This is a genomic window from Specibacter cremeus (assembly GCF_003946885.1).
Taxonomy (GTDB): Bacteria; Actinomycetota; Actinomycetes; order Actinomycetales; family Micrococcaceae; genus Specibacter; species Specibacter cremeus.
The window spans coordinates 25659-40565 of the sequence record NZ_RWKQ01000017.1 but is presented as its reverse complement, the minus strand read 5'-3'; the positions used below and the strand labels follow the sequence as shown (position 1 = coordinate 40565).

General features: G+C 67.3%; 14 protein-coding genes and 1 pseudogene. 6 read left to right on the top strand and 9 right to left on the bottom strand.

All coding sequences use genetic code 11. The annotated features are described in order from the left end of the window. Positions 1 to 12: 12 nt before the first annotated feature. The 6 genes from EJC77_RS08425 to EJC77_RS08400 are packed head-to-tail and all read right to left on the bottom strand — an operon-like array spanning position 13 to position 4061. Positions 13 to 225 carry a DUF5302 domain-containing protein gene (locus tag EJC77_RS08425; RefSeq protein WP_125611563.1) on the bottom strand — a complete coding sequence of 71 codons (213 nt, stop codon included), beginning with the start codon at positions 223 to 225 and terminating at the stop codon, positions 13 to 15. Positions 226 to 256: 31 nt separating this feature from the next. Beyond that, positions 257 to 703 carry a (deoxy)nucleoside triphosphate pyrophosphohydrolase gene (locus EJC77_RS08420; protein ID WP_125611561.1) on the bottom strand — a complete coding sequence of 149 codons (447 nt, stop codon included), beginning with the start codon at positions 701 to 703 and terminating at the stop codon, positions 257 to 259. A 9-nt stretch (positions 704 to 712) separates the two neighbouring features. Then, entirely contained in the window at positions 713 to 1402 is a 690-nt protein-coding gene (locus EJC77_RS08415) for a GntR family transcriptional regulator (protein WP_125611559.1), read from the bottom strand. 36 nt (positions 1403 to 1438) lie between these two features. Continuing rightward, complete coding sequence (locus EJC77_RS08410; protein ID WP_125611557.1) at positions 1439 to 2596, bottom strand: CaiB/BaiF CoA transferase family protein; 1158 nt, start codon at positions 2594 to 2596, stop codon at positions 1439 to 1441. Then, entirely contained in the window at positions 2593 to 3474 is an 882-nt protein-coding gene (locus EJC77_RS08405) for an HpcH/HpaI aldolase/citrate lyase family protein (RefSeq protein ID WP_125611555.1), read from the bottom strand. Before EJC77_RS08405 ends, EJC77_RS08410 begins: the two co-directional genes overlap by 4 nt. Next, positions 3471 to 4061, bottom strand: a complete 591-nt coding sequence (locus EJC77_RS08400) for a MaoC family dehydratase (RefSeq protein WP_125611553.1) — start codon at positions 4059 to 4061, stop codon at positions 3471 to 3473. Before EJC77_RS08400 ends, EJC77_RS08405 begins: the two co-directional genes overlap by 4 nt. A gap of 209 nt (positions 4062 to 4270) precedes the next feature. On the opposite strand from EJC77_RS08400, the gene EJC77_RS08395 reads away from it, so the two are divergent. Beyond that, complete coding sequence (locus tag EJC77_RS08395; RefSeq protein WP_125611551.1) at positions 4271 to 5458, top strand: acyl-CoA dehydrogenase family protein; 1188 nt, start codon at positions 4271 to 4273, stop codon at positions 5456 to 5458. A 28-nt stretch (positions 5459 to 5486) separates the two neighbouring features. On the opposite strand, the gene EJC77_RS08390 is transcribed toward EJC77_RS08395, so the two are convergent. From EJC77_RS08390 to EJC77_RS08380, 3 genes are all read right to left on the bottom strand, one after another. Further along, complete coding sequence (locus tag EJC77_RS08390; protein ID WP_125611549.1) at positions 5487 to 6245, bottom strand: GntR family transcriptional regulator; 759 nt, start codon at positions 6243 to 6245, stop codon at positions 5487 to 5489. Between the two features lie 205 nt (positions 6246 to 6450). Beyond that, positions 6451 to 7971 carry an APC family permease gene (locus EJC77_RS08385; protein ID WP_125611547.1) on the bottom strand — a complete coding sequence of 507 codons (1521 nt, stop codon included), beginning with the start codon at positions 7969 to 7971 and terminating at the stop codon, positions 6451 to 6453. 67 nt (positions 7972 to 8038) lie between these two features. After that, on the bottom strand, positions 8039 to 9013 hold the full coding sequence (locus EJC77_RS08380; protein ID WP_125611545.1) for an alcohol dehydrogenase catalytic domain-containing protein: 975 nt from the start codon (positions 9011 to 9013) through the stop codon (positions 8039 to 8041). Between the two features lie 101 nt (positions 9014 to 9114). Here EJC77_RS08380 and EJC77_RS08375 point away from each other — a divergent pair, with 101 nt between their 5' ends. From EJC77_RS08375 to EJC77_RS08355, 5 genes and pseudogenes are all read left to right on the top strand, one after another. Next, on the top strand, positions 9115 to 10458 hold the full coding sequence (locus tag EJC77_RS08375) for a glutamine synthetase family protein (RefSeq protein WP_125611543.1): 1344 nt from the start codon (positions 9115 to 9117) through the stop codon (positions 10456 to 10458). A 30-nt stretch (positions 10459 to 10488) separates the two neighbouring features. Next, positions 10489 to 11184, top strand: coding sequence for a type 1 glutamine amidotransferase (locus tag EJC77_RS08370; protein WP_240629989.1), 696 nt, complete (start codon positions 10489 to 10491; stop codon positions 11182 to 11184). A gap of 68 nt (positions 11185 to 11252) precedes the next feature. Then, positions 11253 to 11903, top strand: a pseudogene (locus EJC77_RS21680) (gamma-glutamyl-gamma-aminobutyrate hydrolase family protein); the annotation flags it as partial. 172 nt (positions 11904 to 12075) lie between these two features. After that, a complete protein-coding gene (locus tag EJC77_RS21000; RefSeq protein ID WP_125611537.1) occupies positions 12076 to 13332 on the top strand; it encodes a cytochrome P450 in 1257 nt (418 codons plus the stop codon). A gap of 37 nt (positions 13333 to 13369) precedes the next feature. After that, positions 13370 to 14875 carry an aldehyde dehydrogenase family protein gene (locus EJC77_RS08355; RefSeq protein ID WP_125611535.1) on the top strand — a complete coding sequence of 502 codons (1506 nt, stop codon included), beginning with the start codon at positions 13370 to 13372 and terminating at the stop codon, positions 14873 to 14875. Positions 14876 to 14907: the final 32 nt, after the last annotated feature.

The following is a 14907-nucleotide window of genomic DNA, read 5'->3' as shown; positions in this document are numbered from 1 at the left end:
GGCCAGCGGCGATTACCCGCTCTTGCGCCGGAATTCGCGCTTGTGGCTGGCGGACCCGTGGGAGTGGCTGATCTTGGCGCCGTTCACGGCCCCGGCGGTGCCATGCTGTTGATTCTTCTTGTTCTCCAACGCTTCGAGGAACTTCTTCCTGGTGTCGTCGTCGGCACCGGACTGCGGCGCATCCTCGTGGACGTTGTCGTTCACTTCGGACCCTGGCGATGTCATGGCATGCTCCTCCTCGCTCGTTGCGTGGGTTTCAGTCTGGCACAGCGACGCCCGAATGCGACAGGGCAGCCAGGAGCGCCTCGACGATCGGGAGGTCGGCCGGGATCCAGGCGAGGGCCAGTAACGCGTCCCGGCCGGCCGGCACCCAGCGCAATTCGTCGTGGTCCTCGAGCGGTTCCGGGACCCCGTCCGTCACCTCGGCCAGCCACACGCGCATGGCGGCGCTCTCATTCAGCGGCCAGCCGTCCGTCGTCGGACCCGTCACCTCTGCACCGAGCCGGACGCGGACGCCCAGCTCTTCACGCAATTCCCGGTGCAATGCCGCCTCGGCGCCTTCACCGGGTTCGACCTTGCCGCCGGGGAACTCCCACAATCCGGCGAGCGCCGGGGGCGCCGAACGCCGGCAGGCCAGGAGCCTGGTGGGACGGTCGAGGGAGTCGAGGACTGCGCCGCCGACGATCTGCTTCAGGGAATCCACCCGCCCAGTCTAGGCCGAGGTGCGCCGCATCCCCTCGGCTCCGCGGGCGTCGAAATGCTCGGCCAGGAGTTCCCCGGCACGGGTCAGGTGTTCCTCCATGGCCCGGCGGGCCGCCGCGGCGTCACCGGCCTTGAGCGCGGCGAGGATTTCGGTGTGATCCTCCACGGTCGCCTCCTGCCAGCCCGGAATGCTCGCGTAGAACATCCGCGGCACATACCGGGTGGTCAGCCCGTGCACCAGGATGAGTTTGCGCGAGTCGGCCAGCCGGTTGATCAACCGGTGGAACGCGTGGTTCTTCTCCTCGAGCAGCCCGGTGTCGCGGCGTGCCGAGGCGGCAATCAGCTCGTGGTGCAACGCCTCGAGCTCGACCAGATCCGCGGCGCCGGCCTTGGCCGCGGCCCGGTAGGCCAATTCCCCGCCCAAGAGCGCCTGGGCCCGGAACAGGTCACGGATGTCCTGCCCGGTGAGCGGGGCCACCTGGAAACCGCGTCGGGGCACCAGCTCCAGGAAGCCCTCCACGCGCAGGGATTGCAACCCCTCACGGGCGGGTGTCGTGGAGATCCCCAGGACCTCGGCGATGCTCTCCGCCCGGACCTGGGTTCCCGGGCGCAATTCGCCGGACATGACGAGCGCACGCACATAGGTCGCGGCCTCGTCGCCAAGCTGCGGACGATGTTTGACCTGGTGTGTCTGGACCATGGTTGGCTCGGTGCTCCTTCTCTGCTTGAGCCCAGCTTAGCGAATGGCTGCGGTGGTTCCGGCGGCCAGCTCGGCCAGCACCGCCGCGGTGTGTTCACCCAAGGCGGGCACCGGGCCCAGGCGCACGCTCGACGCACGCGAGGTCACCGGCGGCAGCAGGGTTCGCAACGGCCCCACCGGGGAGTCGACGTCCCGCCAGCGATCCCGCGCAGCCAGCTGCGGATGCTCCGACAATTCCCTCATGCTGCGCATCTGGGCGTTGGCGATGCCCGCGGCGTCCAGGCGCGCCAGCACCTCCGCGGTGGGAGTGGCGCCGAGCACGGCGTCGATCCGCGCGTGCAGCTGCTCGCGATTCTTCACCCGCAACGTGTTGGAGGCGAACCGCGGGTCCGCGCCGAGTTCGGGCCGGCCGAGCACGGTCGCGCAGAAGTTCGCCCATTCGCGCTCGTTCTGGATGCTGAAGAACACCGTGCCGTCAGATGCGGCGAACGGCCCGTACGGCGCGATCGTGGCATGCTGGGCCCCGGTGCGCGGCTGTTGGCGTCCGCCGTACTGGGCGTAGAAGTAGGGCTGTCCCATCCATTCGGCCAGCGCCTCGAGCATGGAGATCTCCAACACGTCCCCGCGCCCGGTCTCGCGTCGCTGGTACAGCGCCGTGAGGATCCCGGAATAGGCGTACATGCCGGCGCAGATGTCGGCGATGGAGATGCCCACCTTGGCCGGTTCGGCCGGGGTGCCGGTGACGCTGAGCAGTCCGGCCTCGCACTGGACCAACAGGTCGTAGGCCTTTTTCTGCTCGTGGCTTCCGCCCCGCCCGTACCCGGAGATGGAGACGTGGATCAACCGCGGGTTCAGCGCCAGCGCCTCGTCCGGGCCCAGGCCCAGGCGTTCGACGGCGCCGGGCGCGAGGTTCTGCACCAGGATGTCCGCCCGGGCGACCAGACGCTTGAGGGCGTCAAGCCCGGCCTCGGACTTCAGGTCCAGGACCACGGATTCCTTGCCGCGATTGAGCCAGACGAAGTAGCTGGCCATGCCGTGCACGCTCTCGTCGTAGCCGCGGGCGAAGTCGCCGGTGTCGCGTTCGATCTTGATGACGCGGGCCCCCAGATCCGCCAGCTGCCGGGTCGCGAAGGGTGCCGCGACGGCTTGTTCCAGCGAGACGACGGTGAGACCCTCCAGGGGTAGCGTGCTCATGCGGGTTCCTTTCCCGCCCGGGCCAGGATGCGTCGGGCGCGTTCCAGGACGGGTCGATCGATCATTTCACCCTCCACCTGGGCGGCACCGCTGTCGGAGACACCGAGCACCGTCGCGGCCCAGGCGACCTGGGCTCCGGTGGGTGCGTAGGCGGCACGGACGCGCTCGACCTGGACCGGGTGGATGCACAACTTGCCGCCGAAGCCCACGCTCCGGCCGAGCGCGGCGTCGGCGTCGATGCGCGGCAGATCCCGGATCGCGGTCGAGGGCGAATCCAGTGGTGGCGCAATGCCCGCGGCCCTCGAAACCATCACCAGCGTGGAGCGAACCTGAACCAGGGCCGCGGGGTCCTCCCCGGTGTCGATGTCCAGCGTGTAGTCGACGGCACCGAAGGCCAGCCGCGCCACCCCGGGCACCCGGGCGATGTCCAGGGCGTTGACCGCGCCCAGTGCACTCTCCACCAACGGGATCAGCGCGGCATGCACGGGGAGCGCCCGGCGTACCTCGGCGATCACGGCGGGGTCCTCGGCCTTGGGGACGACAACACCGAGCAGCCCGTTGCCCGGCGTGTCGGCCAGGGCCGCCAGAGCCTCAAGCTCGGGGCCGAACCAGGCGGAGCCGGGCGTGTTCACGCGCACCAGGGCACGAATCGAGCCGTGCTCCGTGGGGGCGAGCGCAGCCAGCGCGTTCTTCAGTGCGTCCTGCTTGCGGGCCGAATCGACCGCATCCTCCAGATCGATGATCACGGCGTCGGCGCCTGCGGCGCAGGCCTTCGCGAAACGCTCGGGCCGGTCACCGGGCACGAAGAGCACCGCCACGGCGGTCTCGACCTCTGGCGTGACCGCACGGTGTTGCGGTGTGATGGCCCCGATGCTCATGCCTGATGCTCCGTATCCGGGAGCGAGGATTCGTCCGGCCGGGAGTCCTCGACGCCGGGTAGGTGCCCCACCCGGTACACCATGAAGGTGCGGCGGTAGCTGATGACGATCGTGGAATCCTGGTTGTACCCCTCGGTGGCCACCGTGACGAGTCCCAGGGTGGGGCGGGACTTGGAGCCGCGCAGGGCGAGGACCTTGGACCGGGAGTAGATCGTGTCCCCCTCATACACCGGATTGGGCATGCGTACCTCGTCCCAGCCCATGTTGGCGAAGACGTTCATCGACAGGTCAATGGTCGACTGCCCGGTGACCAGGGCGAGGGTGAGCGTGGAATTGACCAATGGGCGCCCGAACTCGGTCTTCGCCCCGAAGTTCGCGTCGACGTGCGTCTTGGACACGTTTTGCGTCATGAGGGTGAAGGACTGGTTGTCGGCCTGGGTCACCGTCTTCCCGAAGGGATGATAGTAGATGTCTCCCACCGCAAAGTCCTCAAAGAGTCGGCCGGCCCAGCCCTCAACCACCCGGGAGGGGGCGGGCCGCCGGCTGTCGGTGCTGCTGTCGGTGTTGTTGTCAGTGCTGCTGTCCATGGGGCCCTTTCATGGTCGTCGCATCACCCGACGCCCACTCAATATATTCTGTACTTCGATCCAGTCTTACCGCACACAGGCGGATAGTCAAGGATTCTATCCGCCGAATGAATCACGAAACAACGCTTGAGAAACGCCAATATATTTTGTATGGTGGTAGCAATGAGACCGTCGGCCGGTCATGATCCGGCCAGTATCAGGAGACCTCCATGACCATCCAGTCAGCAGCAGTGACCGCCCCCGTGAAGCCGAGCCTGGACACCCTTCGCCACACCGTTCGCGAGCTCTGCCGCGAGTTCCCCGACGAGTACTGGCGCGCCTCGGACCAGGAACGCAGCTATCCGCAGGAATTCGTGGACACGCTGACCCGCTCCGGACTGCTGGCGGCCCTGATCCCGCTGGAATACGGCGGACTGGGTTACGGCCTGACGGAGGCCAGCGTCATCATGGAGGAGATCAATCGCTCGGGCGGTCATTCCGCCGCCTGCCACGCGCAGATGTACACGATGGGCGCGCTGCTCCGGCATGGCAACGAGGCGCAGAAGGACGCCTACCTGCCCGAGATCGCCGCCGGGCGGCTGCGGCTTCAGGCCTTCTCCATCACGGAGGACAAGGCCGGCTCCGACACCACGAGCATCGAAACCGCCGCCGTACGCGACGGGGACGACTTCATCATCACCGGGCACAAGAGCTGGACCAGCCGTATCGACGAATCGGACCTCGCCTTCGTCCTGGCCCGCACCGCACCGAAGGGCGCCGATAAGACGCGCGGCCTGACACTTTTCCTGGTGGATCTGCGCCAGGTGCGCACCCACCAGCCCGAGACGCTTGAGGTCGTCAAGGTGCGCACCATGTTCAACTACGCCACTAACCAGATCCACTACCACGGCATGCGCGTGCCCGCCTCCGCCGTCATCGGCGAGATCGACAACGGCTTCCGTTACGTCATCGACGGCTGGAACGCCGAGCGGATCCTGCTCGCGGCCGAGGCGGTGGGCGACGGCTACTGGTTCACCCAGCGCTCCACCGACTACGCAAACACCCGCGAGGTCTTCGGTCGCAAGATCGGCTCCAACCAGGGCGTCCAGTTCCCCATCGTCGATGCCTACATGAAGGTGCGCGCCGCGGACATGATGCGCTTCGAGGCAGCCCGGCTCTTCGACGCGGGCCTCCCGTGCGGCGCGGAGGCCAATATGGCCAAACACCTGGCCTCCGAGGCCAGCTGGGACGCCGCCAACGCGGCCCTGAACACGCACGGAGGCTACGGCTTCGTGGACCAGTACGACATTGAACGCAAGTTCCGCGAGACGCGCATGTTCCAGGTGGCCCCGGTGAACAACAACATGATCAAGGCGTTCATCGGCACCAAGGTGCTGGGGCTTCCCCGCTCCTACTGACGCCCGCCATCGCCGGCCGGCGTCGCCATCACTCTTCGCTGAAGAAGTGCATGCCCTGCAAGGCTTCGACCGCCCGCACACCGTTGACCGACAAGTGGTTTTCCATGGCAACGCGAGCCGCTTCGGCGTCGCCGGCCCTCAGGGCCTTGAGGATCTCGTCGTGTTCATTGGCCGCCTTCTCGTCCCACCCGGGGATGGCCTCGCTAAAGCGCAGCGACATGCTCTTGGAGAGCATCCGCAACACCGACATCAACCGGTGGGAACTGCCCGCTCCATTGATGAGCTTGTGAAACTGGAAGTTGCGCTCCTCCTGCTCGCCGGCGTCCTTCGTGGCACGCATGGCCTCGTTGATCGCCTCAAGCTGGTGGAGTTGCTCCTCGGTCAGCGCCTTGGCAGCCCGCGCGGCCGCCACTCCGGAGACCTTGCCGAAGATCTCATAGTGGTCCAGGATGTCTTCGGGTTGAAGTGACTGGACGTAATGGCCGCGACGCGGGTACGACTTGACCAGCCCCTCGCTTTCGAGGGCGATGAGGGCCTCGCGGACCGGAAGCTGGCTGACGCCCATCTCTTCTGCCACGGCCACCAGGTCGATCCGGATCCCGGGTTTGATCTCACCCGTCAGAATTCTGTTCCGCAGGTTCTCGGCGACTTCCTCGCGGAGGTTCTTGCGGGCTCGGATCGCGGCGCGTGCCGGGGGAATCGCATCAGGTGCCATGGTCTCAACGTAATGCATCGCAGCCTTGAGACCGGTCTTGGGGGCAAGCCCCGATGCCGTCCCTGTTCTCATGATCGTCGCCTCGCGAATCCAATTTTGATATGTGATAAGTAATATTGTAGTGGCAGCGCAGGGTAAGTGACAGCGCCGGGACTTGCCAGGGACCGGCCGGCGACGGTCCAATCGCACAGGGCCCGGCCGGCGACGGTCCAACCGCACAGGGGCCACCCGACGGACGTCGGGCGGCCCTTGGGCAATGCCGGATCAGGACGCCGGATCAGGACACGAAGTCCCTGAGGACCTCGTCGTCGGACTTCTTGCGCTCCAGCATGAACCCGTAGGCCAGGGCTGCGAGGAACACCACGAACGGTAGCGCCGCCAGGCACCACCCGGTGGCGTTCATCTCCCACGCCCGCCCGTCGGCGCCGGCCGTGCCGCTGATGAGCCCGAACCGCGCCAGCAGCAGGTATTCCGCGACGATGATGGAGACCAGACCCAGCAGCGGGGCGATCAACGTGTTCCAGATCCTGGTGTCCGCGCGGGTCCGCCGGAAGAAGCGGATCACGGACAGGCACACCAGGCCCTGGATGAAGGTCAGTCCGAGAATCGCGGTGATGGCGAACCAGTAGAACAGCGTCACCACGGGATCAAGGCCGGTGATGGCGAAGACGACGATGGTGATGGTTCCGATGGCTGTCTGCAGCACCGAGGCGCGCGCCGGGGTGTTGAATCGACCCGTGGTGCCCAGCGCGGCCGGCAGCAGGCCCGAGCGGCCCATGGCGTAGAAGTAGCGGGTGGCGGAATTGTGGAACGCCAGCACACCGGCGAACATGCTCGTGATCAACAGCCAGCTCATCAGTTCCGGCATCCACGGGCCCACATACTGCCCAGCCACGGTGAACAGCAGCTGGGCCGGGTCGGCGAGCGGCGTGCCCGCCAGTGTGGTCAGCTTGATCGTCGTGTTCACGATGTCCTTCGAGCCGGCGCCGGAGATGATGGCGAAAGACGTCAGCGCGAAGATCAGCGTGATGATGATGACGGCGGTGTAGGTGGCGCGGGGAACCGTCCGCTTGGGGTCGCGGCATTCCTCGCCGTAGATGGCCGTGGCTTCAAAGCCGATGAACCCCGCGAAGGCGAAGGCGAAGGCGATGCCGGGGGCACCCTGGAAGATGTTGCCCAGGCCGAAGGAGGCGCCGAAGTCCATGCCGTCGGGTCCACCGCCGTGGAACACCACGGCCAGGCCGGTGACGATCATCGAGGAGAGTTCCACCACGAGCAGCACGCCGAGCACCTTGGCGCCCAGGTCGACGTTGAGAATGCCGAAGACCTGCACAACGGCGATGCAGATCAGGCACCAGACCCACCAGGGCAGGTCCACCCCGAGCGACGCCATCTTGCTCGCCACGGTTGCCCCCAGGAATCCGTAGATGGCGGTCTGCACCAGGCAGTACGACAACACGGACACGAACGCCGAGGCGACACCCCACGGCGCACCCAATCCACGGCCCACGAAGGCGAAGAAGGCCCCCGCGTTCGTGACGTGGTGGCTCATGGCGGCGTATCCCACCGCGAAGAACAGCAGCATGATGCCGGCGATGAGGAAGGCCCCGGGCGCCCCGGCGCCGTTGCCCATGACGATGGCGCTCGGCACCAGGCCCGTCATGCCGGCGATGGGGGCGGCGGCGGCCACGACGAAGAACACGATGCCCGGCACACCGATCGAGTTGCGGTGCAGCAGGTTTTGCCGCGTGGCCCCGACGTCCGGGGACGTCACCGTTGAGGTTTCTCTACGAGTCATTGCTTGATCCACTTCCTTGTGTTCATGGCTGTTGCATGGGTGGGGAGGGCGCGCCGGAACCGGCGGTTCAGTCGTCTTGGTCGACGACGAGGACGGCGCGCCCCGTGATGGTGCCCGCCCGGAGGCGGTCGTGTGCCTGCTGCGCCGCACTGAGCGGGAGCGTTTCAACGCTGTGCTGCAGCGGGTGATTCCGCGCGAACTCCAGGAGCTCACGCAGATCCGCCAGGCTTCCCCAAATGCTGGTGGTGAGGACCGTTTCGCTGGGCAGGACGCCCACGCCGAATGGAATCCGCCCACCCCACAGCCCGACGACGACGATGATGCCCTGCCGGTCGATGTTCGCCGCGGCAGCGGCCATGGTCGCGTCCGCGCCCACGAAGTCGATCACCACGTCGTACTTTCCGTGGAGCTCGTCGATGCTGCCGGTCGCATCGGCGCCCAGGTCCCGGGCGACCCGCAATTTCTCGGCCGACGTGTCCACGACGGTGAGTTCCACCGTGGCCAGGGCCTTGAGGAACTGGATGGCGAACTGCCCCAGGCCGCCGGCGCCGATGACGATCGCCCGGGAGTTCCTCCCCTGCAGATGCGGCAAGGCGCGCTTGACCGCACGGAATGCTGTCAGCCCGCCGCAGGCAAGCGGCGCGGTGGTCGCGGGATCCATGTCCCCGATGGGGATGAGGTACTCACGCTTGGGCACCCGCATGTATTCGCTGTATCCCCCGTCCGAGACGACGCCCGCCTCCCGGCCATTGGGGCAGATCATCTCCAGCCCGGCCGAGCATTGGCGGCAGTCCTCGCGACCGCAACCCCACGGCGCGTAGAGCAGCACACGGCCCAGTTCCTCATGCTCCCCCACCACTTCGTGGCCCAGGACCACGGGGTAGGGGCCGCCGAAGTCACCATCGGCGACGTGCAGATCCGAATGACACACGCCGCACGTGAGGACCTTGATCACTTCCTCGCCCGGCGTGCGGGGCACGAGGATCTCACGCTCCACGATCTCGAGTGGCGCGTGGGGCTCTGGTACCAGTACTGCCTTCAAGTGTTCCTCCGGTGGGTTCGCTGGGAGCGCTTCATTGCGCCGCGGTATGAGCTAGATTACACTTATCAAATATCTAATATCTAGTACGGAATCGAGGAATCATGGGAACCAGCTCGTTGACAGCGCCAGCGACCCTGGAGGACTGCGCCAGGATCGCCCAGGCCAACGGGATTCACACCATGGAATGCTTCTTCACGGACACGTGGGGCCTGCCTCGCGGCAAGATGTTGCCGATCGAGCAGTTCCTGACCGGTGCGGGCTTCTCCATCGCCCAGGTGGCGTTTTCCTGGGACATGCGGAGCGATATCCACCCGACGCCCTGGGCGCAGATGGACAGCCAATTCCCCGACATGCACGCCGTCCCCGATCTTCCCACCTTCCGCATCGCCGGATGGACCGAGGGCCTGGCAACGGTCATGTGCGACATGGAGGACCCCAAGACCCACGAACCGATCGCCATGGACGCCCGCGGCATGGTCAAGCGCACCCTGCGCGAATTCGAAGAGCTGGGCTACCGCGTGAGCCTGGCCACGGAACTGGAGTTCCACCTCTTCACCCGCGATTGGCAGCCCATCTCGGACAAGACCTACTGCTACTCCCTGGACCGCGCCGACGAGCTGGAGCCGGTCATCGGCGCCATCCGGGCGGCCCTGACCGCCTCCGGGATCACGGTCGAGGCCAGCAACGTGGAGTACGGCCAGTCGCAGATCGAGATCAACCTGAAGTACGGCGACACGATGACGATGCTGGACAACACCATCCTCTTCCGCCACGTTGTGCGCCAGGTCGCGCGCCAGCACGGCTACAACGCCACCTTCATGGCCAAGCCGATCAACGGCGGCGCCGGCAGCGGCCTGCACATCCACCAGAGCCTGTGCGATCTTGACGGCAACAATGTCTTCGCCGCCAAGGACAGCGACGAGCCCATCCACTCCGACATCATGCGCCGCTACCTGAGCGGACTGGTGGCCCACCAGCTGGACCTGCAGGCGATCGCCATGCCGACCATCAACGACTACAAGCGCATCGTGGACTACTCGTTCTCGCCGACGCAGGTCTGCTGGGGCCTGGACAACCGGATGGTCGGCGTCCGCTGTGTCACGGATGCGGGCCCGGGCACGCGACTCGAGGTCCGCTGGGCGGCCGCCGACGCCAACCCCTACCTGGTCACGCAAGGCTACCTGCAGGCCGGCCTGGACGGGTTGCGGAACGAGCTGCCGCTGCAGGCGATGTCCGCGGGCGACCCGCACGCGGACCCGACGCTGCGCCGCATCGCCTCGTCGCTGAACGAGTCCGTGCAGAACTTCGCCAACAGCCCGTTCAACAAGGAGGCCTTCGGGGGGATCTTCGTTGACACCTACACGGCCATGCAGCAGACCGAACTCGCCGCCTTCGCCGCCCATGTGACCGACTGGGAGTTCAACCGCTACCACGACATCCTCTAGCCGAAAGACAGGACCATCTCGTTGAAAACCGTGCTTCTGATCACCCACGAACAAACGTCGTCGACCGACACGGGCATCGTCGGCCAGGTGCTCCAGGAGGAGGGGTACGCCGTCCAGACCCACCAGATGTTCGGCGCGGACCCGGACGGAACCCCGCGCGTCGATGTGGACTTCCCGTCACCCGAGGACATCGACGCGGTCATCGCGTTCGGCTCGTTCAGCCACGTGTACGACGTGGCGGAGGACTGGATCGATGCCGAAATCGCCTACATCGCGGCCATCCACCGACAGGGGATCCCCTACCTGGGCATCTGCTTCGGCGCGCAACTGCTCGCCGAGAGCCTCGGCGGGCGGACCGTCCGCTCGGAGCGCATGGAGGTCGGCCTGGTGACGTTCGAAACGGGGTACACCTGCCCGGTCCCCCCTGGCCCCTGGTTCTCCTGGCACAGCGACAAGGTGGAGCTGCCGGAGGACGTCGAGGTGCTGGCCAGCACCCCGATCGCCCCCCAGGTCTTCCGGTCGGGTCGATCCATCGGGCTGCAGTTCCACCCCGAGGTCACCGCCGAGCTGCTGGAGGAATGGCTCCGGATCGGAGGTCACGAGCTCGACGGGGAACAGGGCAAGGAGGCCTTGCGCCAGGCTTGGGCGGATCAGGAACACCACGCCCACGAAAACACGCGGGAACTGCTTGACTGGTTCCTGGCCGGCGTGTTGCAGCCCGCCTGAGACTCCCCGCCGCTGCGACCCACCCAGCGGCACCGACACCCCTTCGAGCAACAGACAAGGCAACACCCATGCAGACACAACACCGCAGGCCACTCATCGCCATTCCGGGGCGATTCTCCGCAAGCGCCTCGGTCTTGCGATACAAGGCGCTGGTCAACGCCCATGCCCTGATCCGGGGCGTCTACGACGCCGGCGGGGAGCCGTTGACGATCCTGCCGGTCGTCGAGCAGGGCAGCACGGACGCGGAGCTCGCCGAGTACGTGGCCGACCGGTTGCGCTTCGCCGACGCGGTGCTCATGCCCGGTGGCGGCGACATCGCGTCCTGGCGCTTCGGCCAGGACCGCCATCCCGACGCCGACGCCGGCGACGATGTGCAGGACGCCTTCGACCTCGCCGTGATCAACTACGTCCTCGCGAACAAGGTGCCCACCCTCGCCGTGTGCCGCGGCATGCAGCTGCTCAATGTCGCACTGGGCGGGGACCTGGAACAGCATCTGGCCTCCCCCCACATGAACCAGATCCACACCATTCGCCTCGACGCGGCCAGCTCGCTGGTGCCCGCGATCGCCCATAACCCCCGCGTCTCCTGCTATCACCACCAGGCGGTCAAGAATCTCGGCGACGGACTCGTGGCCACCGGGTGGGCCGAAGACGGCACGGTGGAGGCGCTCGAGCTGGCCGGCGCCGACTTCTGGATCCACGCCATCCAGTGGCACCCCGAGGACACCGTCGCCGACGACCTGGCCCAGCAGGCCCTCCTGAAGGAGTTCATCGCCAACNATACGGTATACGGTATCCGCAACTGTGGTGATCATGCCCGGGATCGGCCTGGATACCCCTTAGTTATCGACATCTCGCCGGCCCGATCGGCGCGCACCAGGAGGCGGAACCATGACCCCAACCAACGTCTACACCCACCAGGCGCTCTCGGACCTCGCGTTCGAGGACGGCGTGCCCTACGCGTACTTCGACGCCGCCCGGCGCGAAGACCCGGTTCGCTGGATCGAGGAGGAGGACGGACCCGGCTACTGGTCGGTCACGCGCTACACGGATGTAGTGGCCGTGACCCGAAACTTCCAGGAGTTCTCGTCCGAGATCGGCGGAACGACCCGTGAGGACATCGAACCGGCGGACCTGCTGGCCCGGCAGACCCTGATCGACACCGATGCGCCCCTGCACACGGCGATGCGTCGCCTGCTCTCCCCGCGCTTCACTCCCGGCAGTGTTCACAAGGAATGGGTCGGCTTCGTGGAGGAGCTCGTCGAGAAGACGCTCGGTGAGGCCTTCTCGCGGCCCCGGTTCGACTTCGTGGCGGACGTCGCCGCCGTCGTGCCGATGGTCGTGCTCGGCGAACTGCTCGGGGTCCCGGTCGAGGACCGGGCCTACCTGAAGTCCCTTGGCGACGAGATGATCGCCGGCAGCGACCCGGACCACGCCCCCCGCACCGCCACCTCCCCCCAGAACGTCAAGGAGAACAGCGGCTACCCCTTCTCCAGCCCGGCCGGACGGGACATCTGGGAATATGCCGACAAACTGCGCGACCGGCGCCGCGACAACCTCGGCCATGACGTGTTCTCGCTGCTCATGACCGGCACCCTCAACGGCCGCAAGCTCACCACCCGGGAACTGGACAACTTCTTCTCGCTGCTGGTGGTCGCCGGGAACGAGACCACCCGCATGGCCCTCTCGCACGGCCTGCTCGCCTTCGCCCAGCACCCGGAGCAGTTCCGCCGGCTCAAGGACGACCCGTCGCTGCTCGGCACGGCCGTCGAGGAGGTCCTGCGCTGGGCCACCCCGATCCACCACTTCCGCCGCACGGCGCTCAAGGACACCACCATCGGAGAGACCTCGATCAAGGCCGGGGACAAGGTGCTGATCTGGTACGCCTCGGCCAACCGCGACGAGACCGTGTTCGATGACCCGTACGCGTTCGACATCGGGCGCAAGCCGAACCCGCACGTCGCCTTCGGCGGCGGCGGCCCGCACATCTGCATGGGCAACAGCCTGGCCCGGCTCGAGTTGCAGGTCGTCTTCCGCGAGCTGGCGGCCCGGGTGGAGACCATCGCCATCGACGGGCCGATCCACCGCCTCCGCTCGAACCTGACCCACGGCATCAAGTCGCTGCCCGTCCACCTGACCTACGCCTGAGCCGCGTCGGTCCGTCAGCCAGCACGAAGGAAAATCCATGACCCACGAAGCAGTGATCCCCGCCAGCTCGCGCAAGGTTTCGGCCGCGACACAGGCCTTCCTCGAGGCCCCCCAGGGGCTGCGGATCGGTTCCGACACGGACCGCGAGGGCAGCACCGGCACGACGTTCGACTCCATCGACCCCACGACGGAGCGCACACTGGGCACCATCGCCTCCGGCAGCACCCGGGACGTGGAGGACGCGGTCGCCGCCGCCACCAAGGCCCTGTCCGCCCCAGCGTGGGGCCCCGCCAGTCCGGCGACGCGCGCGCGGTACCTCTTCGACCTGGCCGACGCCGTCACGGCGCACCGCGAACAGTTGGCCGAACTGGAGACCCTCGACATGGGCAAGCCGATCGCCCAGGCCCGCGACGACGTCGACGGCGTGGCCGCCGTCTTCCGGTACTACGGGGGGTGGCCCACGAAGCTGGAGGGGTCGATCAATCCCGTCCGCCAGCCCTACTTCGGCATGACGCAGCTCGAGCCGCTGGGCGTGTGCGGGGCGATCACGCCGTGGAACTTCCCCCTGGTGATGGCCTCGCACAAGATCGGGCCGGCGCTGGCCGCCGGCAACACCCTGGTGCTCAAGCCCGCGGAGGTCAGCAGCTACTCGACGCTCCTGCTGACCGACCTCGCTCGCGGCGTCGGCCTGCCGCCCGGGGTGCTGAATGTCATCCCGGGCTCGGGCCGGGTGGTGGGGCAGGCGATCGTCGACCATCCCGACGTCGCCAAGATCTCGTTCACCGGCTCCACCCCCGTGGGGCGGGCGATCCTGGAGGCAGGCAGCCGGCACATGAAGAAGGTCAACGTCGAGTTGGGCGGCAAGAGCGCGAACATCGTGTTCCCCGATGCCGACGTCCGGGCCGCGGCCCGCGGTTCGGCCGAGGCGATGTGGGAGAACGCCGGCCAGATCTGCGTGGCCCCGACCCGCATGTTCGTCCACGAGGACGTCTACGACGAGCTCGTCGACGAGCTCGCCCGGGTCACCGGCGCGCTGCGGATCGGCGACCCGCTGAACCCGGAGACCGAGGTGGGCCCGCTCGTGTCCAAGGCCCAGTACGCCTCGGTCCGCGAGTACATCGACATCGCCGGCGCCGAGGGGGCGCGCCTGCGTGTGGGCGGGCGCGCCCTGGATGGTCCGGGCTACTTCGTCGAACCGACGATCTTCACCGAGGTCCACAACGACATGCGGATCGCCCGCGAGGAGGTGTTCGGACCGGTGCTCACCGTGCTGCGGTTCCGCACCGAGGAGGAGGCGGTGGCCCTCGCCAATGACTCGGCCTACGACCTGGCCGCGGCCGTCTGGACCCGGGATGTCTCCCGCGCCCTGCGCATGGGCAAGGCACTGCACGCCGGTACGGTGTGGGTCAACACGCACGGGCGGCTGGACCCGGCCCAGAGCTTCGGCGGCTACAGCAAGTCGGGGAACAGCCGAGAGCTCGGCCGCGAGAGCGTGCTGTCCTACACGCGCTCCAAGGCGGTCATGATCGACCTGTCGGCCTGACCAGAGCCACCCTCCCGACGTGCGGCCCGTCG